This window comes from Thermobacillus composti KWC4 (assembly GCF_000227705.2).
Lineage (GTDB): Bacteria > Bacillota > Bacilli > Paenibacillales > Paenibacillaceae > Thermobacillus > Thermobacillus xylanilyticus.
The window spans coordinates 2,623,587-2,646,559 of record NC_019897.1 but is presented as its reverse complement, the minus strand read 5'-3'; the positions used below and the strand labels follow the sequence as shown (position 1 = coordinate 2,646,559).

Genomic DNA, 22,973 nt, shown 5'->3' with positions numbered 1-22,973 from the left:
GTGCCGTGTGCTGAACAAGCTGAAGCGAATCGACTTTGGCATCATGCTCATATTGGGGCTGCTCATGGTCATCAGCGTCCTGGTTGTCCGGAGCGCGACATACGGCAACCCGATGTATCCCAATTATGACCTGAAGCAGCTCATTTTCTTTCTGGCCGGATTTGCCGTTGCGGTCTTCGCAACGCTGTTCGACTACCGGTTTTTCCTGAAATACTGGTATGTGCTCTACGGCTTCGGCGTTCTGCTGCTGGTGCTCGTCTATTTCTTCGGCGTAGAGATCAACGGCGCTCGGAGCTGGTTCAAGCTGGCGGACGGATTGCTGTTCCAGCCGGCCGAATTCATGAAAATCCTGCTGATCATGACGGTGGCGAGCATTCTCGCCCGCCGGGACGGCGATCCGCTCTCGTTCAAGTCCGATCTCCTGCCGGTCGCCGCGATCTCGCTGCTGCCGTTCGCGCTCGTCATGATTCAGCCTGACCTGGGCAACGCGATCATCTACATCGTCATCTTGCTCGGCATGCTCTGGATCGGCCGGGTCAAATATTGGCATGTGCTGACCGGCATTGCCCTGATGGTCGTCAGCCTCATCCTGTTCGTGGCAATGTTCAACACGTACAATGAGGAGATCGAACAATTCCTGAGCGACAAAGGAAAACATCACTGGTACGAGCGCATCAATACGTTCATCAATCCGGAGACGGCATCGGACGACGCGAAGCACCAGTCGGAGAAATCGCTGATCGCGATCGGCTCGGGCGGGCTCACCGGGGACGGGTACATGAAGGGCGACATGAAGAACCGGCGGTTTATTCCGTATCCGTATTCGGATTCGATCTTCGTCGTCATCGGAGAGGAGTTCGGGTTCCAGGGAGCCGCGCTGCTGCTGCTCCTGTACTTCCTGCTGATCTACCGTATGATCATGATCGCGTTCCAGTGCACCGATCTGAAAGGTTCATACATCATCGTCGGGATCGTGTCGATGTTCGTGTTCCAGATCTTCCAGAACATCGGCATGATGATCGGCCTGATGCCGATCACCGGCATCACACTGCCGTTCATCAGCTACGGCGGCACGTCGCTGCTCATCAACATGGTCTGCATCGGACTGGTGTTCAGCATCCGGGCGCATCAGCAGGATCCCGAACAGGCAACGTGAAGAAAATTGAACGGGCTGTTTACCCAAAGCCGCTTGCGGCTTCTGTGGGAAACAGCCCGTTTCGCGTTTCAGGCGAGCAAGCGGAGCGTAATCACGCCGCCGACCGTGAGCAGGATGCCGGCCGCCTCGCGCGGTGAGAACCGCTCGCGGACGACGATGCGGGTGTACAGCAGGATGAGCAGCACGTTCAACGCGACGATCGCCGAGACCAGTCCGGTGATGCCGGTCTCGAACGCCGTGACGATCAAGATCATGCCGACGGCGTTCGTCAGGCCGACAAGCATGCCGACGCCGAACGTGCGCCGTTCGGTCCATGCATTGGCTGGTGGTTCCGCACCCGCGGGACGGACGAGCGCATCCGCGGAGCGCCGCTTCCCGGCCCGGCGGGACAGGAGGAACAGCACGGTGCCCGTGCCGAACATGCAAGCGAGCACCGGGTACAGGTCGGCGCCAAGCATCGTCGACCATTTGCTGGACAGGTCGTTGAAGCCGAAAAACAGCATCGTCACGAGCCCCCATTTCGCGCTGTTCCAATGGGCGAGCGTGAAGTCCCGCGCATACCGGATCAGCACGACGCCGGCGACGATCAGCAGAAACGCCGCTGACTGTCCGAAGTTCAGCCGCTCGCCCCAGAGCAGCCACGCGACGAGCACCACAACGACCGGAGGCAGCGCGGACAGGACGGCGACGATCGACGGCTTCCCGGCGGCAAACCCCCGGTACATGGCCATGTTCGCCACATACGAGCACACCCCCATCTGAATGCCGACGGCCGTTTCGATCTCCCATGCCTGCCCATTCAGGAAGGCAAGCGTGAGGGAGATCAGAAATCCGGTAAAGAAAACGCCTGACAGCAGGACGTTCCGGTCAAGCGGAAGCGGCGAGAGCCGCTGGTACAAAATGCCGCGCAGACCGAATGCCACGGCGGAACAAGCCGCATACACAAGCCACATTTCCGAACAGTCCTCCTCGACCGCGAGCGGCCGCAAGCCGCGATGTTCAATCACACCTTACTATATCACCGGTCCGAACGGCTGTCTGCCGTATTTTCAAAGACGGCATATTCGCTTGCTCCCGCTCATAACGTGGTAGTGAACAAGCCTGCCGGGCATCGGAACCGGCCGGATGATGCGCATCGGGGAGGAATCGTCATGGCAAGGGTCAGCGGCGTCAAGCGCCGAAGAGCGGAACGGATACGCGCCATTCTGGAAGCGAATCAAAGCGAAACGGATGCGGACGGCATCCGGCCAGCATCGGTGAATCCGGACGGCATTCCCGTGACCGGGGGCGTCACAGGCGACCGCGTCTCCGTGCACGGGAGCGTCTCCGGCGGCCGCGCCTCGGCGCCGCGCCCGGCGGCTCTGCCGCAAGACCGCGCGGAACGCGATCCGGAGACGGAATGGAAGCAGCGCTCCCGCGAATGGCTGGCTGCGTCGGGACGGGGCCGCGCACCCGGTCTGATCGACGGGGAGGAACCGCGGCAGCGCGGCGGAATGATCCGCAGCCTTATGGTGAGACTTGCGGTTGCGGCTGTGCTGTTTGCGGCGGTATGGGGACTGTTCCGGCTGGACGAGCCCTGGGCTTCGGCGCCGCAGCGGCTGATCGCGCGGGCGCTGACGGAGGATATGGATACGCGGGCCGCGGCGGAATGGTACCAGAGAACGTTCACCGGGTCGCCTGCCTTTATTCCCATTTTCGGACAGGAGGGTGAGCGGACGGAGGTCGGCCCCGGCCTTCCTGTCGCCGCGCCCGTGGCGTCGGGCGAGATCGTCCGCTCGTTCGCGGAGACGCTTGCCGGCATCGAGATCGCGGGTAAGCCCGGATCGATCGTGACGGCGGCGGAGACCGGCCGGGTGACCCATGTGACGGGCGGCGAGAACGAAGGCTACAGCGTCGTCATCCGGCACGCCGGCAAACGGATGACCGTCTACGGCCGGATGAAATCGGTCTTCGTCGCGCCGGACGACTGGGTGGAAGCGGGCGACCGGATCGGCGTGCTGCCGGAGACGGAGGACGGATCGCGGAGTCTGCTCTACTTCGCCGTGCGGGTCGACGGCAAATATGTCGACCCCGCGGACGTGGTTCCGCTTGATTAGGTGCTTCGGCATCCGGTGGACCTTCCATCCGCTGTTCGTCTTCGTCATGCTCGCCTCCGCGGCCACCGGATACATCAGAGAACTGGCCGTCCTGTTCACGATCGTCATCGTCCATGAACTCGGCCACGTGATGGCGATGCGGGCCTTCGGCTGGCGCGTCCGGGAGATCCGTCTTCTCCCGTTCGGGGGAGCGGCCGAGACGGAGGAAGCGGGCTCCGTCCCGGCGGCAGAGGAAGCGGTCGTGGCGGCCGCCGGTCCGCTCCAGAATGTCTGGATGGGGACGGCGGCGCTGCTCTGCACGCGGTTCGAAGGCATCGATCCCGGATGGGCGATATACATCGCGCACGCGAACGCGATCATCGCTTTGTTCAATCTGCTGCCGATTCAGCCGCTCGACGGCGGCCGGCTGCTGTCGGCATGGATGACCGCCAGGATGCCCTACCAGTCCGCGCTGAAATGGAGCGTGCGGATCGGACTCGCGCTCAGCCTGGCGATGGTAGCCGTGGCGTGCATCCCGTTGTTCGGCGGCGTGCAGCTCAACCTGCTGCTCGTCGGATTGTTCCTGCTTGCTTCGAATTGGCGGATGATGCGGGATATTCCCTACCTGTTCATGCGTTTTCTGGTCAGGCGCGAAGCGGACTCGGCCAGGGACAGGGCGAAGGGGACGCTTGCGCTGCCGATTGTCGTACAGCCGGCCTGCCGGGTGGGGGACATTCTGCGCCTTTTTCGCAAGGGGCGGTATCATCTCGTCTATGTTTTGGGCGAAGGCGGACGCATCGAGGGCGTCGTGCCGGAGGAGCGTGTGATCGGGACCTATTTCTGTTCCGGCGGACAAAATCGTGCAGTTTCCGAGCTTTTCGGGTAAAATGGAACGGCAGGGTGCAAACATTTACGTTCCGGGCAGGTGATGATGCAGATGAAAGAGATCCTGGTCCACGTCGGCCGCCAGACGATCGAGACGGCGGTCATGGCGGACGGTCGGCTGATCGAGTACGACATCGAGGAAGCCGCGGGAGGCAAGCTGGCCGGGAACCTGTACCTCGGCCGGGTCGAGAACGTACTCCCCGGCATGCAGGCGGCTTTTGTCAATATCGGCCTGGCCCGGAACGCTTTTCTGTATATCGACGACGTGCTGCATCCGCACCTGGAACGTCAGCCGAAGATGAAGCCGTCCATTGCGGAGCTGCTTCGCCCGGGACAGGAGCTGATCGTCCAGATCGCCAAGGAGCCGCACGGCGGCAAGGGCGCCCGCGTGACGACGCATTACACGCTGCCCGGACGGTATTTGGTTTATATGCCCCATGCGGACTACGTCGCCGTGTCCAAGAAAGTGGCGGACGACCGGGAGCGGGACAGGCTCAAGGAAGCCGGCGAACGCATCCGCCAGGGCGAAGAAGGCATCATTTTGCGGACGGCGGCCGAAGGGGAATCTTATGAACGGCTGCGCGAAGACGTTGAATTCCTGCGCGGGCTCTGGCGGGAGATTGAAGTGAAGGCGTCAGCGGCGGCCGCGCCTTGCGAATTGCACCGCGATGCCGGCCTGATGTACCGGCTCGTCCGCGACATGCTGGACGCCGGAACGGACCGCATCTGGATCGACAACGCGGCCGCACTCGAGGAAATGCGGGCGTTGATCGGGAGCATGGCGCCCGCGAAGCTGGAATGCGTCAGTCTGTACGGTTCGCGGGAGAAAGGATTGTTCGAACAGCACGGCGTGCGGGTTCAGCTGGAGCAGGCCTACGGACGGGAAATCCGGCTCCCGAGCGGCGGATCGCTCGTGTGGGACCAGACGGAGGCGCTCACGGTCATCGACGTGAACACCGGGCGCTACGTCGGCACGACGGATCTGGAAGACACGGTGTTTGCGACGAATATCGAGGCGGCCGAAGAAATCGCCAGGCTGCTCAGACTGCGCGATACAGGCGGCATCATTCTGATCGACTTCATCGACATGGGGGATGAACGGCACCGGACGCAGGTCGCGGAGCGGCTCGAAATGCTGGCGCGGCAGGACCGGACGGCCTGTCACGTGCTCGGCTGGACCCGGCTCGGGCTGATGGAAATGACGCGCAAGAAGGTGCGCCGGGACGCGACGCTCCGGTTGTATGAGCCTTGCGCCGCGTGCGGCGGCCGGGGCGTGGTCTACGCCGGCGCCGGTCGCATGCGGGACGGTGGCTGACGGACGTCAAAGTCCCGGATGACGGATAAGTGAAGCGATTGAAATCGGCGGAAATGGCGAGAATAAGCGAAGCATTTTCTTCTGTTTCGGAGGGTTTGCCCCGACTTTCCGGATTGGAGGAAAAATCTTCGCTTGTTTGCTTCGGTCACGGTCTGGCCGCAGCACGGTCGACATCGCCGCCGGCCGCCTGCACCGCCGGGCAATTACATCCCTGTTGAACTGCGGCCGAAAGTATGCTAGAATCACTTCATGTGTGTCCTTCCTGCGACACACCGGCTACAACCGCTCGGAACGGGCTGGCAAGCGCGCCCGCGGATGCGGACGCCGCCTGGTTCAGGCGAGTCTTAGATCAGGGAGGTGCAGGAAATCCATGTACGCGATCATCGAAACTGGCGGCAAGCAATACAAGGTGCAAGAAGGCGACGTCATCTACGTTGAGAAGCTGGACGCGAATGAAGGCGACAGCATCACGTTCGACCGCGTTCTCGCCGTATCCAAGGATGGCGGTTTCGTAACGGGCACGCCCGTCGTCGCCGGCGCCAAGGTGACGGGAACCGTCGAGAAGCACGGCAAGGGACGCAAGATCATCGTCTTCAAGTACAAGCCGAAGAAGAACTACCGCCGCAAGCAAGGCCATCGCCAGCCGTACACGAAAGTGACGATCGGCAAGATCGAGGCGTAAGACCAAAGCCATGATTACGATCACGATCGTCCGGAGACCGTCCGACCGGCGGATTGTCTCGTTCGCGGCCGAAGGCCACGCGAACTACGCGAAACGCGGCGAGGATATCGTGTGCGCCGGCGTGTCCGCCGTGACGGTCGGCACCGTCAACGCCATCGAGACGCTGACGGGAATCCGGCTTCCGTATTCGATGCGGAACGGATGGCTTCAATCGGCGATCCCGGAGACGGGAACGCCAGCCGCTGACGACAAGGTTCAGCTTCTGCTCGAATCCATGGTCGTCATGCTGGATACGATTCAACAATCATACGGCAAATATGTCGTTGTTCGGGAAACCTGTGAAGAAGGAGGGAAACAACATGATTAGACTCGATCTTCAGCTGTTCGCCTCCAAGAAGGGCGTAGGCTCGACGAAGAACGGCCGCGACAGCGAATCGAAACGACTCGGCGTGAAGCGTGCCGACGGCCAAACGGTCAAAGCCGGCAACATCCTGGTGCGTCAGCGCGGCACGAAAATCCACCCGGGCCGCAACGTAGGCATCGGCAAGGACGACACGCTGTACGCCAAAATCGAAGGCGTCGTGAAGTTCGAACGCTGGGGCCGCGATCGGAAGAGAGTCAGCGTATATCCGGTGGAAGTTGCGCCTGTGGCGGCGGCAGCAGAGTAATGTACAATCCCGGTCTGGCGACAGGCCGGGATTTTTGTTAACGGGAAGAAGAACTTGCATTTGAACGGTTTACCGCAAAACGGATGCGTCGGCAGGACGAGGCGGCGCGGGACGTTTTGCTTGAAAGACTTGAAAGATAAGAACGTATAAGTATCGGGCTTATACCGGCTTATCTTTCGACGCAATCGGACATGCCGCTGGGATAAGGCGGCATGAACCGTTTTACTTGTGCCGGGAGAGAGGACGGTCACATGAATCGCTATCGCATGGCGAAGATTTACGGCGCGGCATCCGTCGTGCTGCCCGCGGCTGCCGTATGGATCTGGCGGACGGAATGGTGGGCGCATCTCGTATTCATCCTGTGGGTTGCCGCGGCTGCGCTGTTCTGGGTGCTGATCGACCGGAAAGAACGGGAGACGGGTCATGAGCGGATGATGCGGACGCTGCAGTGGACGGCCATCCGCACGCTCAATCATCACCGCCACGATTGGATGAATGACTTGCAAGTCTTGTACGGCTACATCCGGATGAACAAACCGGATAAGACCGTGGAATGCGTGGAGAAAATAAGACAGCGCATGCAAGAGGAAAGCCGGATCGCCAAGCTCGGGGTTCCTTCTCTCATCCTGTACGCGCAGTCGTTCAGGACGGCGCCCGGTCCGATCACGCTGCATCTTGAGCTTCCGGATGAACTCAACCTGGCCGAACTGCCGTTTGATGCGGAGGCCGCGGCCGCCGCACTGATCGATGTCATCAACGTTTACCGTTACGGTGCGAAACCCGGTGCGGAAGAGCCGGCGCAGCTCACCGTGCGGCTGGACCGGGAAGAAGCGGCCCTTAAGGCCGTGCTGAAGTTCGACGGCGAGTTCATCCAGACGAAAGATGCGCACGACAGAATTCGCCAGCGGCTGAAGCGATCGCCATTCCGTGCGGAACGGCTTGAGCCGGAGCTGACGGAAGTGATGCTGGCCGCCGATCTCGGGAGCTGAAAACGGAGGAAGACATGTTTGTCGACAAAGCGAAAATCTATGTAAAAGGCGGCGACGGCGGCGACGGCATCATCTCGTTCCGGCGCGAACTGCATGTGCCGGACGGCGGTCCGGCCGGCGGCGACGGCGGCAAAGGCGGAGACGTCATCTTCCGCGTGGACGAAGGGCTGCGCACGCTGGTCGATTTCCGCTATCAGAAACATTTCAAGGCCGCGCGCGGCGAGAAGGGCAAGCCCAAGGGCATGCACGGCGCCAATGCCGAGCCGCTGATCGTCCGCGTGCCGCCAGGAACGGTCATCGTAGATGATGATACGGGGGAGATCATTGCGGACCTCACCCGCCACGGCCAGGAAGTGGTCGTCGCCCGCGGCGGCCGCGGCGGCCGCGGCAACATCCGCTTCGCCACGCCGCGAAATCCCGCGCCGTACATTGCGGAGAAAGGCGAGGAAGGCGAGGAGCGGTGGGTTGTCCTCGAGCTCAAGGTAATGGCCGACGTCGGTCTGGTCGGCTATCCGAGCGTGGGCAAGTCGACGCTGCTGTCCGTCGTGTCGGCGGCGAAACCGAAGATCGGCGCTTATCACTTCACCACCCTGACGCCGAATCTCGGCGTCGTGTCAGTCGAGGAAGGGCGGAGTTTCGTTCTGGCCGACTTGCCGGGGTTGATCGAGGGGGCCGCCGAAGGCGTCGGCCTCGGACATGAGTTTCTGCGCCACGTCGAGCGGACGCGGGTCATTATCCACGTCGTCGACATCTCCGCCTCGGAAGGCCGCGATCCGTACGAGGACTGGAAGACGATCAACGCGGAGCTTGCGAAGTACAACGAGAAGCTGGCGCAGCGGCCGCAGATTATCGCGGCGAACAAGATGGACGTGCCGGGAGCGGAGGAGAACCTCGCCTCGTTCCGGGAGCGGATTGAAGCGGAACTGGGAGAGAACGCACCGGAGATCGTGCCGATTTCATCCCTGACGAAGCAGGGCGTGCGGGAACTGATGTTCAAAGCGGCGGAGCTGCTGGACAGCGTGCCGGAGACGGTGTCCGCCCAGGAGCTGAAGGAGACGGCGGACCGCGTCGTATACAAGTTCGAAGAGAAGGATGACGACGCGTTTGCGGTGCGCCGCGAGGATGACGGCACGTATGTCGTCGAAGGCGCCCGGATCGAACGGTACGTCAAGCGGATGAATATGAATTCCTACGATGCCGTCATGCGGTTCGGGCGCGTCATGCGCAACATGGGCGTGGACGCTGCGCTGCGCAAAGCCGGCTGCCAGGACGGCGATACGGTTCGGATCGGCGACTTTGTGTTCGAATTCTTCGAAGGCGCCGATTATGTCGAAGAATGAAGGAGCCGCCCGGCGGCTCTTTTTCTTTGGCAAAGTCCCGCTTCATGCATGGAGCCCCCGCCCCGCAGGATGTGCTGTCTTATTTTTCGCGGAAAACAGTCAAATCTCACTTGCGGGCGGCGTACCGATCCTGTATAATGTCCGCTATAGGTGAACATTTGTCTTCGCAGGGAGGACGTTTCATGGCGGAACGTTATTTTGTCGTTCGGGAGGATCTCCTGCCGGAGGCGATCGTCAAGACGTTCCGGGTGCTCGACATGCTGAAACGCGGCGAGGCGGAGACCGTTCACGAGGCGGTGGAGCGGGTCGGCCTGTCGCGCAGCGCGTTCTACAAATACAAGGACGGGGTTTATGCGCTCGACCAGATCGAGCGGGAGCGGATCGTCACGATTTCCATGGATCTGGAGCACCGTGCGGGCATTTTGTCGAAAGTGCTCGCTTACGTGGCGGAGTGCGAAGGCAACGTGCTGACCATTCACCAGAGCATCCCGCTGCAGGGACTGGCCAATGTCGTTATTTCCGTCGATATATCCGGCTTGTCCGCGCCGCTTCCGGTGCTGATCGACGGCATACGGAAGCAGGACGGCGTCCGGCGGGCGGCCGTCGCGGGACAGGGTTGACAAGAGAGATCATGGCAGTGGAGGAGAGACGTATGAAACCGGTAAAAGTGGGGCTGCTCGGACTCGGTACCGTCGGAACGGGCGTGGTGCGCATCGTCGAAGGTCACCGCGAAGACCTGATCGGGCAGGTCGGTTCGCCGATCGAAATCGCGCGGATTGCCGTCAGACAGCTCGACAAGCCGCGCGCCGTCGCGATCGAATCGGCGAAACTGACGGACGATCCGTGGGAAGTCGTGCGCGACCCCGAGATCGACGTCGTGGTGGAAGTGATGGGCGGCGTCGAGCCGACGAAGGCCTACATTCTCGAAGCGCTGAAGCTCGGCAAACACGTCGTCACCGCGAACAAGGACCTGATGGCGCTCTGCGGCTCCGAGATTCTGTCCACGGCGCGCGAGCACGGATGCGACGTCATGTATGAAGCGAGCGTCGCCGGCGGCATCCCGATCATCCGGACGCTGATCGAAGGGTTCTCGTCGGATCGGATCGACCGGATCATGGGGATCGTGAACGGCACGACCAACTACATTCTGACGAAGATGAGCCAGGAGGGGGCTTCCTACGAAGAGGTGCTCAAGGAAGCCCAGCAGCTCGGCTACGCCGAAGCCGACCCGACCTCGGATGTCGAAGGTCTCGACGCGGCGCGCAAGATGACGATCCTGGCGACGATCGGATTCCGGATGAACGTGGAGCTTTCGGACGTCGAGGTGCAAGGCATTTCGAAGGTGACGAAGGAAGACATCGCCTGCGCGAAGAAGCTCGGTTACGAGCTCAAGCTGATCGGCATCGCCGACCGGCAGGACGACCGGATCAGCGTCAGCGTGCAGCCGACGATGGTGAAGCGCGATCATCCGCTCGCGTCGGTCAGCGGTGTCTTCAACGCCGTCTTCGTGCGCGGCGAGGCGGTCGGCGAGACGATGTTCTACGGCGCCGGCGCGGGCGAGCTGCCGACGGCGACTTCGGTCGTGGCCGATCTGGTGGCCGTCGCGAAGAACCTGAAGCTCGGCGTGAACGGCAAGCAGTCCGCGGCCGTCTTCAAGGAGAAAATTTTGAAGTCCGAAGCGGAAGTGGCGTATAAAAATTTCCTGCTGCTCCGCGTCCAGGACCGCGCCGGCGTGCTTGCGCAGATCACGCAGGTGTTCGCCGAACACGAGGTCAGCCTGGAGTCGCTTCTGCAGCAGCCGACCGCCTCGGATCAGACGGCGGATCTCGTCATCATCACGCACGATGCCAGCCGGGCCGCCATGAGGCGCGTCCTGCAGGCGTTCGAATCGCTGGATGTCATCAAGCAGATCAAGAGCGTCTATCGGGTTGAAGGATAAAACTTGCAGCCCGAGTCAGGTCAATCCCATTTGCGCGAGAGGAGTCCATCATCCTGTTATGCTAGGTCAAGACAACCCGCACATGCCGGGCGGGAACTGCCCGTCGGAATCAGTCGGCGCTTCTGCAGCAGGTGAGCGATGATGCGCCGCGTACTGGCGAAGGTGCCGGCCAGCACCGCAAATCTCGGCCCCGGGTTCGACGCGCTCGGCATGGCGCTGTCGCTCTATTCCTGGATCGAAATGGCGGAGGCCGATGACGGCAAGGCCCGCCTCGAATTGTTCGGCAAGGAGCTCGCCGGCCTTCCCGCCGGCCGTGACAATCTGATCTACAAGGCAGCGCAGCTTGTGTACGCCGAAGCCGGCGTGCCGATGCCGGAACTGCATATCGCGGCATACACCGATATCCCGCTGGCGCGCGGCCTCGGCAGCAGCGCGGCTGCGATCGTCGGCGGACTTGCGGCGGCGAACGCGCTGATCGGCTCGCCGCTGCCCAAGACCCGGCTGCTGGAAATCGCATCGGATCTGGAAGGCCATCCCGACAACGTCGGCGCCTGCCTGTTCGGCGGCATCGTGGCCGCATCCTGGGACGGCAACCGGGCGAAGCATGTCCGGCTGGATCCTCCGCCGAATCTCGAAGTGCTCGTTGCGATTCCGTCGTTCCGTCTGCCGACCGAACGCGCGAGACACGCGCTGCCCGATTCGTACAGCCGCGGCGACGCCGTATTCAACATCGGCCGCAGCTCGCTGCTCGTGGCGGCGCTGGCCGCCGGCCGGCTCGATCTGCTCGGGTTCGCCATGCAAGACCGGCTGCATCAGCCGTACCGGGCCGCGCTCATCCCCGGCATGTCGAAGATTCTCGCCGAAGCGCCCGAGCACGGCGCGCTCGGCGCGGCGCTCAGCGGCGCGGGACCGACGATGCTCGCGTTCGTCGACAGCGAAAGCACGCGCAAGGCGGAGCTGGAGCGCTTTCTGCTCCGGACGTTTGCCGCGGAGAACATTGCGGCGGAGACGCTGTGGCTGAAGCCGGCGTCCGCCGGACCGGAAATCGTCGAACCCGGCGCGGACGCCGTCCGGGTGCCGCTCTTCGAACGGATCAAAGGAGAAGTACGCGCATGATCAAGGTTGCATTGCTCCCCGCGGGATCGACGTCGGACGAAGCCGCGCGGCATCTGTTTGGCGACACCCCCGTCGAATATCGCTATTATAGTGTGATCGCGGACGTCTTTCTCTCGACCGCGTCCGGCGAGACCGATTACAGCGTCATTCCGATCGAGAACACGATCGAAGGATCGGTAAGCCTTCATGCGGACTGGCTTGTCCACGAGGTCGATCTGCCGATCCAGGCGGAATGGGTTTATCCGTCCATCCAGAACCTGATCGGCCGCCTGGCCGAGACGGCCGGACCGGACGGCAGCCCGGATTTCTCGAAGATCACAAAGGTGTTCAGCCATCCGGTGGCGATGGCGCAGTGCATGAGGTTTCTGAGGGAATATCTGCCGCATGCCGAACGCGAGACCGTCGGCTCGACGACGGAAGGCATCCGGATCGTGAAGGAGAATCCGGGCAACGGCTGGGCCGCGATCGGCACGTTGGGCGGCGCCCGGCTGCACGGTCTGGACGTGCTGCGCGCGCAAGTGACGGATCACAACAACAATTACACCCGTTTTCTGCTCGTCGGCCGTGAGCCGTTCACGCTGCGGGAGTCGGACAGGGAGAGGACGAGCATCCTGGTCACGCTGCCGGAGGATTACCCGGGAGCGCTGCACCAGGTGCTGTCCGCGTTCGCCTGGAGGCGGATCAATCTGTCGCGCCTCGAGTCCCGGCCGACGAAGAAGAAGCTCGGCAGCTACTATTTCTTCATTGACGTGGAGATGTCGATGAACACCGTTCTGCTGCCTGCGGCCATCGCCGAGATCGAGGCGATCGGCTGCCAGGTTCGCATATTGGGCAGCTATCCCAGCTTCGCATGGGAGACGTGACCTGGCACGAAAGCAACGAACTCTTAGTGGAGGTGCAAACGCACGCATGGCACAGCAGTGGATTTACCTGAACGGCGACTTCGTCACGAAAGAAGACGCCAAAGTTTCGGTCTTCGATCACGGTTTCTTGTATGGCGATGGCATTTTCGAAGGGATCCGCATCTATGACGGCAACATTTTCCGCTGCAAGGAACACCTCGACCGGCTGTATGATTCGGCGAAATCGATCATGCTCGACATTCCGCTGACTTACCAGGAAATGCAGGACGCGCTCGTCGAAACGGTGCGGCGCAACGAGCTGCGTGACGGATACATCCGGCTCGTCGTTTCGCGCGGTCCCGGCAACCTGGGGCTCGATCCCCAGCGCTGCCCGAAAGCCTGGGTCATCATCATCGCCGAGCAGCTCGCGATCTATCCGGAGGAAGCGTACCGCAACGGGCTCGTGTCGATCTCCGTCTCGCCGCGGCGCAACATTCCGGATGCGCTCAATCCGAAGATCAAATCGCTCAACTATTTGAACAACATCCTCGTGAAGATCCAGGCGAACCTCGCGGGCGTCGGCGAGGCGATCATGCTGAACGCGCAAGGGTATGTCGCCGAAGGTTCGAGCGACAACATCTTCATCGTGAAGAAAGGCGTCGTCTACACGCCGCCGTGCTGGGTCGGCGCGCTTGAAGGCATTACGCGCGGCGCGATCATCGAGCTGTGCGGCAAGCTCGGCTACCCGCTGCGGGAAGAGCCGTTCACGCTGCATGACGTTTATACGGCCGACGAAGTGTTCTTCACCGGCACGGCGGCGGAAGTCATCGCCGTGCGCGAGGTCGACGGCCGCACGATCGGCGCCGGCAAGGCGGGCCCGATCACGACGCACCTGCTTGAGGAATTCCGCAAGATCGTTACGGTGGACGGCGTTCAAGTTTACAAGTGAAGCTTCAGATTGGCGGTCTGCTCCGTCGGATCCGGCTTTGGGCCGGACAGGCGTGGCAGATTTTTTTTGCCCTCGATTGGGGACACCCGCCCAGCGGATGCATAGGATGTTAACGACAGGCAGCGGGGACGCCTGCCCATTAGCCAATCGCCGCTGCGCATGAAGAACGTGACAGGAGGTCATACGGTTCGTGAAGATCTATACGGTCAAAAAAGGCGACACGTTGTCCGGTATTGCAGCCAAACACGGCGTGACGGTCCAGGATCTGCTGGAATACAACCCCGGCATCAAAAATCCGGATGTCATTGACGTCGGCATGAAGATCAAGATTCCGGCGAAGAAAGCGCCCGCTCCCGCCGGCAACTGGATGCATCAGCACAAGGTCGTCCAGGGCGACACGCTGTGGAAGCTGTCGAAGGCTTGGGGCGTACCGCTCGCGGATTTGATCAAGGCGAATCCCCAGCTCAAGAACCCGAACGTCCTGATGACCGGGGAGATCGTCTATATCCCGAAACCCGGCGGATACGCGGCGGACGGCGGCAAGCACGGCGGCCATTCGCATGAATATCCGCAGGAGTTGCACCATATTGGTGCGGAAGGTCCGATCCCGGGTAAAGCGTTCACCGGCGTCATCCCCGGCAAAGCGCCGACGGCGCCGATCGAGCAGCCGAAACCGATCGATTTGTCGAAGCTGCAGCCGGCCGCCGAGGCCAAGATGGAACCGCCGAAACCGATCGATTTGTCGAAGCTGCAGCCGGCCGCCGAGGCCAAGATGGAACCGCCGAAACCGATCGAGCAACCGAAGATGGTCGAGAATCCGAAGACGGTCGAGTATCCGAAGGAGGTCGAGAATCCGAAGACGGTCGAGTATCCGAAGGAGGTCCATTATCCGAAGCCGGTCGATTGGACGAAGCTGCCGAAACCGGTCCCCCTTCCGATGCCGGAGCCGATCCATCAACCGATGAAACCGTATTGTCCCGAGCCGCACCATGCGGTATATCCTGAGCACCATGCGGCTTACCCGCCCCACGGTGCAGACTTCCCGGACAAGGCGAAGCATCCGTTCCAGCAAATCCAAATGCCCGCGCTCGAGACGTTCGCACAGCCCGGGGCCATTGCCGGAACGGGTTATCCGCCTTACGGCATGGCGGGTCATCAGGATGTTCCGGGCTACGGAATGGGCTATGGGGTTCCGTATCCGGGCATGGCGGCAGCCGGTACGGACTGGCCGATGCCCGGCGCAGCAGCCGGAGCGCCCTGGGGCGCGGATCCGGTCTGGTCGGGCCACGGATATGAATGGCCGGTGCAGGCCGCAGTCCATGGCCAGCCGGGCTGGCCCGGCCTGTCGGCTCATGCCCATGTCGGCGGTGCCCCGTACGGCGCGCACGGGCACGGCATGGCAGGCCCGGACTGGGGGCCCTGTCCGCCGGCCTGGCCCATGCCGTATCCGCACGGCATCGGCGATCTGCCGTATGCGGACTGCCGCGGAGGGGCTGCGCCCGAAGATTCCGGTCAGGACGACGGCATAGCCGAGACCGCGGAGACGGCCGTCGAGCACAGTGCGAAACCGGCGGAACGCAAAGCGAAAAAAGCATCCATTCGCTCCGTCTCCGGCCGCACACAGCGCCGGCCGAAGCAGCAGCAGGCGCCGAAGAAACGCTCGGGATTGCCGTGGATCAACAACAGATAGAACGGTGCAAAGCAGACGCGCCGGCTTTGACGGTCGATCGGGATTTCGGTCCCGGCCGGCCGCTTTGTTTTTAGGGGACCCGGCCTGGATAAGCGAAATCTATTCCTCTGTGCGCCTGGCCAAGCCAGGCATCGCTAGCTGGTGCAAGTCCAGCCGGGGTAAAGGCCAAGCTGCCCCGTAGCTAGCAGGCAACTTGGGGCGAGACCCGTGGGTTGAAGCCCTGCGAAAAGCATGCCAGAAGCATGTGAAGCAACTCCGCAGGCCGTAACATGAAGTGAATCCTGCCGCATCGTCAATTTTAACCCGAAAGGGACAAGAGGGTGCCGAGCGCCGAGGCGAAGCGCGAAGGCCACGGAACGTGTGAAGAACTTGGAGCAGCACGGAAGAACCCTCCGGTGTATGGGGATCGGCATGTGGAGACCGTGATGTCTGGAACCAGGGAGGCCCTCCCCCACACGGCGAAACACGCCGTAAAGAGCGAACCTATAAGCCCTGCAAGGTGAAGTGGCAAGCTGTGGGAAGGGAGTCGGAGAGGGTCATAGTGCGTGCGTGGCAGCACGATCATCAGGCGGGTTCAAGTCCCGCTGAGCCTCGGACTAGGGGGCTCATATCCAAACCCGGGGGTAATGCCTCGGGGGCCGGCAAATTGGATTTGCCGGAGGGCAGGGCGTCTGTCGCGAGGCAGAGTCTGAAAGGCTTGAGGAGAAGTACCAGGCCGTAGTGAAACGGGGCTACCCGAATTGCGAACCGGTCGGCCAAAGATGGGGCAAGGTCGAGTCTGCACTATGGAGACGAAGGCGCTTCTAGTCCACCCATCGCACCAAGGTGTGTGCGGACGGCATGGTACGGAAGATGACGATGCGACCCACGGAGATCTCGTCATGTCTGAAACGAAGGCACTTGCAGGACGAGTGGGTAAATAAAGTCGAAGCGGTCGCGCCGCGCCCGCCGCTTCCAAAGAACGCGCGGCAGTTTCAGTAACGGATGCTATAAGGAAACCCCGAAGTGCATGCCGGATGCATGGCGAGAAGTCGGAGAGCTGCGTATTACTTTGGAACGGACGAACAACAGAAACGTCCGGATCAGCCGCCCTGGTGCGGTTGGCTTCTGGCTCACTCAAAAGGTGGGCGGAAGGGGAAGGCGGCTCGCTTTATGGAGACCGGAACTGGAGTGAGTTTCGCGAGTAGGCGGCAAAGGACGGACAGTTCCCTAAGTGAAAGACCCGGAACTTGCAGGCGGAGGATACGAAACGCATGAAAGCAGAAGGCACAGGTCGGAAAGTTCATTCGTTAATCGACAAAGTGTATCATCGGACAAACTTGGAAATGGCATGGGAGTCGGTGAAGGCAAACGGAGGCAGCGGAGGAATCGACAAGGTGACCATCGCGGCGTTCCAAGAAGTTGCCGAAGTGGAACTGGCGCGGCTGCACGAAGAACTGAAACAGGGTACATACCGACCGATGCCGGTCAGACGGATACTCATCCCCAAGAAAGGGAAACCGGGTGAAAAGCGACCGTTGGGCATTCCGGCAATACGGGACAGGGTATGTCAACAGGCCTTGAAGAACAGGCTGGAGCCTATCTTCGAACCTCTGTTCAGTGAATGCAGCTTCGGATACCGACCGGGTAGATCGACGCATCAAGCGATGCGGAAGATTTATCGCGAACTCATGGATGGATGCGAATGGATCGTGGATGCGGACTTGCGGGATTTCTTCGGGACGGTCCATCACGAACCGCTAATCGATATGATTGCGGAGCAAATCAGCGACGGCAGAATCCTCAAACTGGTCAGGCAAATGCTCGAAGCCGGGTATATGGAAAGCGGAAAGAAATACGCTACCCCAAGCGGAACACCGCAAGGAAGCGTGGTCAGTCCGCTTTTTAGCAACATTTATCTGAACCGGTTCGACCATGAGATGACGGCGAGAGGGTATCGGCTGACGCGATTTGCCGATGATTGGGTGGTTCTCTGCAAGACCCAAGCGGAGGCGGCACGGGCACTTCGGGACGCAAGAATGATTCTGGAGTCGCTCGGATTGACGCTTCACCCGGATAAAACCAGGATCACCCACATCACACGGGGATTTGAGTTTCTGGGCTACAAACTCAAACGGGGAAAGGGTCTGTCACTGCCGCGGGATAAGGTGAAGAAACAACCGAAATTCAACATCTATGCCTATCCCAAAGCGAAGTCCATTCAAGCATTCATGGATACGATTCGGGCCCGAACGCGCAGACGCATACCGTTAACGGTCTACGAACTCATTGACTCCATCAATCCCGTCATACGAGGATGGGGAAACTATTTCCGTAAAAGCCCATGTAAGAAAGCTGTTTAACCGACTCCAACGCTGGATCATAAGGCGAATATGGAGCCATCGGTTTAAACGGTGGCGAAACACAGGGTGGAAGAAGTTGCCCGAATCCATCCTCTACTCCAAGTACAGACTGGTGAACCTTTTGTCGTTAATTCCGGATTTGAACCTACGAACTGCACCCAAAGGGTGACATGAAGGAAAGCGGATTGCGGGAAAACTGCACGATCCGTTTGATCGAGCGGACGGAGAGAGGCGTAAGCCGACCTCCTTCGACTCTACACCGATGAGGCCGGGACAACACAACCCCGCGAAGGGAAGGACCCTCACTTCGTTCAAGGGTGGATCTGGAGGTAAGAGTGGGTGAATGCCCGGAAGGCTGACTGCACCAAAGCAAAAGCTCGACAACTCCAGCGAGCCCCGTACCTTGCAGCCAAGGAAAAGCCAACGAGGCGGTTCCATGCGCTGTATGACAAGATCTGCCGCGAAGACATCATGACCTGCGCGTGGAAGCAAGTAAAGGCCAACAAAGGAAGCGTCGTGAACAATGGTCAGGTGTACTGGGTGGTGGACGTCGACATCAAGGGGTACTTCGACAACATCTCGCATGAGAAGCTGATGAAACTTGTGGAGATGCGGGTGTCAGACCGGAAGGTGCTCAAACTGATTCGCGGGTGGCTGAAAGCGGGGGTCATGAAAGATGATCAGTTTCATGAATCCGAGATCGGGAGCCCGCAGGGCGGTGTCATTTCGCCGCTGTTGGCCAATATCTACCTGAACTGCCTCGATACCATCCGGGCAAGGCGATTCGCCCATTTGGGAACATTGGTGCGATACGCGGATGATCTGGTTAGGGGCGGCCAATCGATTTCTGGCGAAGATCGACTGGTACCTCATCAAGAGGCTCATGATCTTCTGCCGGAAGAAGTACAAGAAGTGGTCGCTGAGACGATCCCGCTTCCACGAAATCCTGAGGGAAGCCAGACTGCGGTCCGCTACCACGTGGCGAAGTACGTATTGCGCAAGGTGAAGAACGTCGGAAAGCCGTATGCAGGAAAACCGCACGTACGGTTTGATGAGGAGGGGCTGGTCCCCCAGCCCTTTACTCTACGTTTCGCAAATCCGGTCCCGAAAATCGAAAGTAGAGGAAAAAATTTCGCCAATTCGGGAATGCTCACGGGTTCCGCCCAAGTACACCGCTCCAACACGTTCAAAAGCATCGCTCAAAAGCACCCCGCCTCTCCAACGCGCAATACCGCAGCCGCACGAATGTGCATCCCTTGGCCACCGTCCGGAACGTACCTGCACCGCTTTCCCGGGTATGGCCCTTTTGCCCGCCGTCCGGATCATGCCTGTTCCGATTTGCGGAACGGCTGGCGGTTTATGCGCACCGCGGACGGGCGGAATAATCGCAACCAGGGAAGGGACAATAAGACAAAGTATTGCTTGGGAGGTTTCGCGGATGGGATTCAGCCTGTGGAAAGAGCTTCGCAGACGGCTGAGGCGCGGCATGCGGCCGGGCGGACTCCGGCTGGCGGTCTGGCTGGCCGCGGCAGCCTGCGCCATTATGACCGCCGTCCCTGATGCCGCCGCGGCGGCGCCGCAAGCCTCAGGTGTCGACGCAGCGGATGCCCGGCGGTATGAAGCGGTGCGCGCGGCCGGATCGCCGGTCGACGTGACGCTGCGCCGAAGGTTCGTTTGCGGCGAAGAGACGCAGCTGCTCGGCAGGATGACCGCCGCGCAGGCGATCGACCTGCTGCGCCGCCATCCGGAATGGCGGGCGGTGTCCGCCGGCAGCGGCGCCGTCATCATGGAAGAGCGGATCAACGACCTGTCGCCGGCGTGCAAGGAAAGCGCGGTGTTCGGCATCGACGCGGACGGACGGCTGTCGCTGTTCGACGGACCGCCGGATGGCGGCAAGGTGCTGCGGTCCTTCTATCAACTGAACATCCGCTACATGGAGAGCAGCCTGCCGAAAGAACGGTTCGATGCGTTGGTGCGGGGCATCCGCGTTTCGGATCTGGATGAATACAACAGCGTGCTGTCCTCATTCAGCGAATATGCGGCGCCGGATGATGCCGGCGCATTCGGCGTTTCCTGAACGCGTGGGCGCGGCCGGGGCCGTCCCGTTATCCGGAAGGATCGGGGCGGCCCTGGGCTGTTTTCGGGGCCGGAAACGTCTGTTCTCATGCGTCCCGACATTTGCTATAATGGGATGAAGCTTCAAAAGGTTTTGCAAACGGGGAGAGAACGGCGTGCGGGTAATGGGGATCGATCCGGGCATTGCGCTCGTCGGATTCGGGATCATCGACAGCATCGGGAACCGGCTCGTTCCCGTCCAATACGGCTGCATTGAGACGGAGGCCGGAACGCCGCATGACATCCGCCTGAAACAGGTGTACGAAGCGGCCGGCGCTTTGATGGACAAGTACAAGCCGGACGCCGCGGCGATCGAGAAACTGTTCTTCAATCGCAATGTCACGACGGCGTTCACGGTCAGCGAAGCGCGGGGCGTCATCGTGCTGGCGGCGGCGCAGCGCGGCATCGCCGTCGCGGAATATACGCCGATGCAGGTGAAGCAGGCGATCGTCGGATACGGCAAGGCCGAGAAGCGGCAGGTGCAGGAAATGACGCGCATGTTTCTGAACCTGCCCGCGGTGCCGAAGCCGGACGATACGGCGGACGCGCTGGCGGTCGCGGTCTGCCATGCCCATTTCGCCGTCCTGCTGAACCGGATGAACGGAGTGAACCGGACATGATCGACTACATACGGGGACCCGTCGCGCACATCGAAGAGGAATGGATCGTCGTCGACGTCGCGGGCGTCGGGTACCGCGTTTTCACACCGAATCCTTATGCGTTCGCGGTATCCGGCGAGCCGGTGACCGTCTATACGCATCATCATGTGCGCGAGGATGCCGCGCTGCTGTTCGGCTTCGCGACGCGCGAGGAGCAGCGGCTGTTCCGGGCGCTGCTCGAGGTGTCCGGCATCGGACCGAAGGTCGCGCTCGGCGTCCTGGCGGGCGCGCGTCCGGAAGCGATCGCGGCCGCCATCCGGCAGGAGAACGTCGCGTTTCTGACCAAGCTGCCGGGCATCGGGCGCAAGACCGCCCAGCGGATGATTCTGGACCTGAAGGACAAGCTGGACCGCGGCACCGGCATCGGACCCGCGTCCGGCATGGACGATCTGCCCGCGGAACCGGCCGCGGCTGGCGGCCAGGGCGCGGGCACCGCCTGGCCGGAGGCGCGCGAAGCGCTGGCCGCGCTCGGCTATACGGCGGCGGAGATCGACCGCGTATGGCAGACGATCAGCGGTTCGGTGAGCGGAGAGGAGACGGCGGACGCCCTCGTGAAGCGGGCGCTGACGCTGCTCTTCAGAGGTTGACGGAAGGAGGGGAGGCGCCATGGACGAACGGATCGTATCCGCCCGGCTGATGATGGAAGACCAGACGGCGGAATACAGCCTCCGCCCCCGCTACCTGTCCGAGTATATCGGGCAGGAGCGGGTGAAGGAGAACCTGAAGGTGTACATAGAAGCGGCGAAAATGCGGAGAGAGGCGCTCGACCATGTGCTGCTCTACGGTCCTCCGGGGCTCGGCAAGACGACGCTGTCCGCCATCATCGCGAACGAACTCGGCGTCAACATGCGGACGACCTCCGGTCCCGCCATCGAACGGCCGGGCGATCTGGCGGCGATTCTGTCCAATCTGCAGGAAGGCGATGTGCTGTTCATCGACGAGATCCATCGCCTGAACCGGACGGTCGAGGAAGTGCTCTATCCCGCGATGGAAGATTTCGCGCTCGACATCATGATCGGCAAGGGCCCGAGCGCGCGGTCCATCCGGCTCGACCTGCCGAAGTTCACGCTCGTCGGGGCGACGACCCGCGCCGGGCTGCTGTCGGCGCCGCTGCGCGACCGGTTCGGCGTCGTCAGCCGGCTCGAATATTACGAGGTCGATGAGCTGGCGTTCATCGTCTCGCGGTCGGCCGACATTCTCGGCGTCGGCCTGATCGGCGAGGCGGCGCGCGAGATCGCGATGCGCTCGCGCGGCACGCCGCGCATCGCGAACCGGCTCTTGAAACGGGTGCGCGATTTCGCCCAGGTCGCGGGCGACGGCATCATCACCGCCAATCTGGCGCGCGAGGCGCTGGAACGGATGCAGGTCGACCCGATGGGACTCGACCAGATCGACCACAAGATGCTCCGCGCCATGATCGACCATTTCCGCGGCGGTCCGGTCGGCCTGGACACGATCGCGGCGACGATCGGCGAGGAGAGCCAGACGATCGAAGACGTCTACGAGCCGTATCTGATGCAGATCGGGTTCCTGCAGCGGACGCCGCGCGGCCGCGTCGTGACGGTGTCGGCCTACCGGCATCTCGGGCTGCCGGTGCCGGGCGACCGGCCCAAGGATGAGCCGGAGGAAGGCCCGCTGCTCTTCTGATCGGCCGGAAAGACGCAAGCTGCGGCGGGAGGGATGCGCATGCCGGACAAGCGAAAGCGAAGGGAAACGCTGTGCGTCGTGTACGATGCGGAATGCGCGCTGTGCACCGGCGCGGTCCGGCAGCTCGCCGCCGTCCGCGGCGCGCGGGCGGAACTCCGCTTCGTGCCGTTGCAGGCGCTGGAGGCGCAGGCAGCGGGCGCGCGTGACGGCGGCCGCCAGGAACCGTCCGGCCTGCCGGATCTGACGCGCCTCGATGCCGCTGCGCTGCGCGCGCAGCTGCACGTCGTGCAGGCGGACGGCGCCGTTTTCGCCGGAGCGGAAGCGGTGGTACGGATCATGCGCGAGCTGCCGGGATGGCGGCTGTTATCCTGGCTGTACCGCGTTCCCGGGTTGAAGCGGGCTGCCGACGCGGCATACCGGTATGTCGCCCGGCGCAGATATGATTGGTTCGGCAGGGCGGACGAAGGATGCGCGAGCGGCGCCTGCGCGCTTCACCGGAACGCGGACGGCGCCGGAGCGTCCCGCCCGCGGCCGTCAAGTACCAGGGAGATGGAGGAACGATAA

At 61.9% G+C, this 22,973-nt stretch carries 23 protein-coding genes and 1 other annotated feature; of the genes, 22 read left to right on the top strand and 1 reads right to left on the bottom strand.

From position 1 onward, the window contains the following. Nucleotides 1-7 precede the first annotated feature (7 nt). A complete protein-coding gene (locus THECO_RS12375; RefSeq protein WP_015255387.1) occupies nt 8-1,156 on the top strand; it encodes an FtsW/RodA/SpoVE family cell cycle protein in 1,149 nt (382 codons plus the stop codon). 68 nt (nt 1,157-1,224) lie between these two features. On the opposite strand, the gene THECO_RS12370 is transcribed toward THECO_RS12375, so the two are convergent. Then, on the bottom strand, nt 1,225-2,109 hold the full coding sequence (locus THECO_RS12370; protein WP_015255386.1) for an EamA family transporter: 885 nt from the start codon (nt 2,107-2,109) through the stop codon (nt 1,225-1,227). 198 nt (nt 2,110-2,307) lie between these two features. Here THECO_RS12370 and THECO_RS12365 point away from each other — a divergent pair, with 198 nt between their 5' ends. The 21 genes from THECO_RS12365 to THECO_RS20580 all read left to right on the top strand — a co-directional run bounded on the left by THECO_RS12365 (nt 2,308) and on the right by THECO_RS20580 (nt 22,973). Then, nucleotides 2,308-3,252 carry a M23 family metallopeptidase gene (locus THECO_RS12365; RefSeq protein ID WP_015255385.1) on the top strand — a complete coding sequence of 315 codons (945 nt, stop codon included), beginning with the start codon at nt 2,308-2,310 and terminating at the stop codon, nt 3,250-3,252. Then, complete coding sequence (locus tag THECO_RS12360; RefSeq protein WP_015255384.1) at nt 3,245-4,117, top strand: site-2 protease family protein; 873 nt, start codon at nt 3,245-3,247, stop codon at nt 4,115-4,117. Before THECO_RS12365 ends, THECO_RS12360 begins: the two co-directional genes overlap by 8 nt. 51 nt (nt 4,118-4,168) lie before the next feature. Beyond that, nucleotides 4,169-5,431, top strand: coding sequence for an Rne/Rng family ribonuclease (locus tag THECO_RS12355; RefSeq protein WP_041854429.1), 1,263 nt, complete (start codon nt 4,169-4,171; stop codon nt 5,429-5,431). Between the two features lie 270 nt (nt 5,432-5,701). Continuing rightward, nucleotides 5,702-5,786, top strand: a sequence feature (ribosomal protein L21 leader region). A 15-nt stretch (nt 5,787-5,801) separates the two neighbouring features. Further along, nucleotides 5,802-6,113: a 50S ribosomal protein L21 gene (rplU, locus tag THECO_RS12350; protein WP_015255382.1), complete on the top strand. Its 312-nt coding sequence runs from the start codon at nt 5,802-5,804 to the stop codon at nt 6,111-6,113. Nucleotides 6,114-6,123: 10 nt separating this feature from the next. Next, nucleotides 6,124-6,480 carry a ribosomal-processing cysteine protease Prp gene (locus THECO_RS12345; RefSeq protein ID WP_015255381.1) on the top strand — a complete coding sequence of 119 codons (357 nt, stop codon included), beginning with the start codon at nt 6,124-6,126 and terminating at the stop codon, nt 6,478-6,480. Continuing rightward, on the top strand, nt 6,473-6,781 hold the full coding sequence (gene rpmA / locus THECO_RS12340; protein WP_015255380.1) for a 50S ribosomal protein L27: 309 nt from the start codon (nt 6,473-6,475) through the stop codon (nt 6,779-6,781). The genes THECO_RS12345 and rpmA overlap by 8 nt, the downstream gene beginning before the upstream one ends. Before the next feature lie 251 nt (nt 6,782-7,032). Next, nucleotides 7,033-7,770 (top strand): Spo0B domain-containing protein, encoded by a 738-nt coding sequence (locus tag THECO_RS12335; protein ID WP_015255379.1) that lies wholly within the window; start codon nt 7,033-7,035, stop codon nt 7,768-7,770. Nucleotides 7,771-7,784: 14 nt separating this feature from the next. After that, complete coding sequence (obgE, locus tag THECO_RS12330) at nt 7,785-9,110, top strand: GTPase ObgE (protein ID WP_015255378.1); 1,326 nt, start codon at nt 7,785-7,787, stop codon at nt 9,108-9,110. Between the two features lie 182 nt (nt 9,111-9,292). After that, nucleotides 9,293-9,730 (top strand): ACT domain-containing protein, encoded by a 438-nt coding sequence (locus THECO_RS12325; protein ID WP_015255377.1) that lies wholly within the window; start codon nt 9,293-9,295, stop codon nt 9,728-9,730. Nucleotides 9,731-9,762: 32 nt separating this feature from the next. Further along, on the top strand, nt 9,763-11,049 hold the full coding sequence (locus THECO_RS12320; RefSeq protein ID WP_015255376.1) for a homoserine dehydrogenase: 1,287 nt from the start codon (nt 9,763-9,765) through the stop codon (nt 11,047-11,049). A 141-nt stretch (nt 11,050-11,190) separates the two neighbouring features. Continuing rightward, nucleotides 11,191-12,165, top strand: coding sequence for a homoserine kinase (gene thrB, locus THECO_RS12315; protein ID WP_015255375.1), 975 nt, complete (start codon nt 11,191-11,193; stop codon nt 12,163-12,165). Further along, nucleotides 12,162-13,028: a prephenate dehydratase gene (gene pheA, locus THECO_RS12310; protein ID WP_015255374.1), complete on the top strand. Its 867-nt coding sequence runs from the start codon at nt 12,162-12,164 to the stop codon at nt 13,026-13,028. Before thrB ends, pheA begins: the two co-directional genes overlap by 4 nt. Nucleotides 13,029-13,074: 46 nt before the next feature. Beyond that, a complete protein-coding gene (gene ilvE, locus THECO_RS12305) occupies nt 13,075-13,956 on the top strand; it encodes a branched-chain-amino-acid transaminase (protein WP_015255373.1) in 882 nt (293 codons plus the stop codon). A 190-nt stretch (nt 13,957-14,146) separates the two neighbouring features. After that, complete coding sequence (locus THECO_RS12300) at nt 14,147-15,646, top strand: LysM peptidoglycan-binding domain-containing protein (protein WP_015255372.1); 1,500 nt, start codon at nt 14,147-14,149, stop codon at nt 15,644-15,646. 1,253 nt (nt 15,647-16,899) lie between these two features. Continuing rightward, nucleotides 16,900-17,988, top strand: a complete 1,089-nt coding sequence (gene ltrA / locus THECO_RS12295; protein WP_015255371.1) for a group II intron reverse transcriptase/maturase — start codon at nt 16,900-16,902, stop codon at nt 17,986-17,988. 339 nt (nt 17,989-18,327) lie between these two features. Next, on the top strand, nt 18,328-19,548 hold the full coding sequence (locus tag THECO_RS20585; protein ID WP_052835895.1) for a reverse transcriptase domain-containing protein: 1,221 nt from the start codon (nt 18,328-18,330) through the stop codon (nt 19,546-19,548). Then, complete coding sequence (locus THECO_RS22595) at nt 19,475-20,065, top strand: BofC C-terminal domain-containing protein (RefSeq protein ID WP_052835894.1); 591 nt, start codon at nt 19,475-19,477, stop codon at nt 20,063-20,065. Before THECO_RS20585 ends, THECO_RS22595 begins: the two co-directional genes overlap by 74 nt. Before the next feature lie 154 nt (nt 20,066-20,219). Further along, the gene (gene ruvC, locus THECO_RS12285; RefSeq protein ID WP_015255369.1) at nt 20,220-20,723 is read left to right on the top strand and encodes a crossover junction endodeoxyribonuclease RuvC; all 504 of its coding nucleotides are present in this window, start codon (nt 20,220-20,222) and stop codon (nt 20,721-20,723) included. Next, nucleotides 20,720-21,349: a Holliday junction branch migration protein RuvA gene (gene ruvA, locus THECO_RS12280; protein ID WP_015255368.1), complete on the top strand. Its 630-nt coding sequence runs from the start codon at nt 20,720-20,722 to the stop codon at nt 21,347-21,349. Before ruvC ends, ruvA begins: the two co-directional genes overlap by 4 nt. Nucleotides 21,350-21,368: 19 nt before the next feature. After that, nucleotides 21,369-22,409, top strand: coding sequence for a Holliday junction branch migration DNA helicase RuvB (gene ruvB / locus THECO_RS12275; RefSeq protein WP_015255367.1), 1,041 nt, complete (start codon nt 21,369-21,371; stop codon nt 22,407-22,409). A gap of 39 nt (nt 22,410-22,448) precedes the next feature. Next, nucleotides 22,449-22,973 carry a thiol-disulfide oxidoreductase DCC family protein gene (locus THECO_RS20580; protein ID WP_015255366.1) on the top strand — a complete coding sequence of 175 codons (525 nt, stop codon included), beginning with the start codon at nt 22,449-22,451 and terminating at the stop codon, nt 22,971-22,973.

Bases quoted from the DNA above. Each gene is read 5' to 3' on its own strand.
- THECO_RS20580 (WP_015255366.1), top strand. From the start codon at position 22,449: ATGCCGGACAAGCGAAAGCGAAGGGAAACGCTGTGCGTCGTGTACGAT.
- THECO_RS12370 (WP_015255386.1), bottom strand. From the start codon at position 2,109: ATGTGGCTTGTGTATGCGGCTTGTTCCGCCGTGGCATTCGGTCTGCGC.
- THECO_RS12320 (WP_015255376.1), top strand. From the start codon at position 9,763: ATGAAACCGGTAAAAGTGGGGCTGCTCGGACTCGGTACCGTCGGAACG.
- obgE (WP_015255378.1), top strand. From the start codon at position 7,785: ATGTTTGTCGACAAAGCGAAAATCTATGTAAAAGGCGGCGACGGCGGC.
- THECO_RS12335 (WP_015255379.1), top strand. From the start codon at position 7,033: ATGAATCGCTATCGCATGGCGAAGATTTACGGCGCGGCATCCGTCGTG.
- ltrA (WP_015255371.1), top strand. From the start codon at position 16,900: ATGAAAGCAGAAGGCACAGGTCGGAAAGTTCATTCGTTAATCGACAAA.
- THECO_RS12365 (WP_015255385.1), top strand. From the start codon at position 2,308: ATGGCAAGGGTCAGCGGCGTCAAGCGCCGAAGAGCGGAACGGATACGC.
- THECO_RS22595 (WP_052835894.1), top strand. From the start codon at position 19,475: ATGCGGCCGGGCGGACTCCGGCTGGCGGTCTGGCTGGCCGCGGCAGCC.
- pheA (WP_015255374.1), top strand. From the start codon at position 12,162: ATGATCAAGGTTGCATTGCTCCCCGCGGGATCGACGTCGGACGAAGCC.
- THECO_RS12345 (WP_015255381.1), top strand. From the start codon at position 6,124: ATGATTACGATCACGATCGTCCGGAGACCGTCCGACCGGCGGATTGTC.
- ilvE (WP_015255373.1), top strand. From the start codon at position 13,075: ATGGCACAGCAGTGGATTTACCTGAACGGCGACTTCGTCACGAAAGAA.
- rplU (WP_015255382.1), top strand. From the start codon at position 5,802: ATGTACGCGATCATCGAAACTGGCGGCAAGCAATACAAGGTGCAAGAA.
- THECO_RS12325 (WP_015255377.1), top strand. From the start codon at position 9,293: ATGGCGGAACGTTATTTTGTCGTTCGGGAGGATCTCCTGCCGGAGGCG.
- rpmA (WP_015255380.1), top strand. From the start codon at position 6,473: ATGATTAGACTCGATCTTCAGCTGTTCGCCTCCAAGAAGGGCGTAGGC.
- ruvB (WP_015255367.1), top strand. From the start codon at position 21,369: ATGGACGAACGGATCGTATCCGCCCGGCTGATGATGGAAGACCAGACG.
- ruvA (WP_015255368.1), top strand. From the start codon at position 20,720: ATGATCGACTACATACGGGGACCCGTCGCGCACATCGAAGAGGAATGG.
- THECO_RS12355 (WP_041854429.1), top strand. From the start codon at position 4,169: ATGAAAGAGATCCTGGTCCACGTCGGCCGCCAGACGATCGAGACGGCG.
- thrB (WP_015255375.1), top strand. From the start codon at position 11,191: ATGCGCCGCGTACTGGCGAAGGTGCCGGCCAGCACCGCAAATCTCGGC.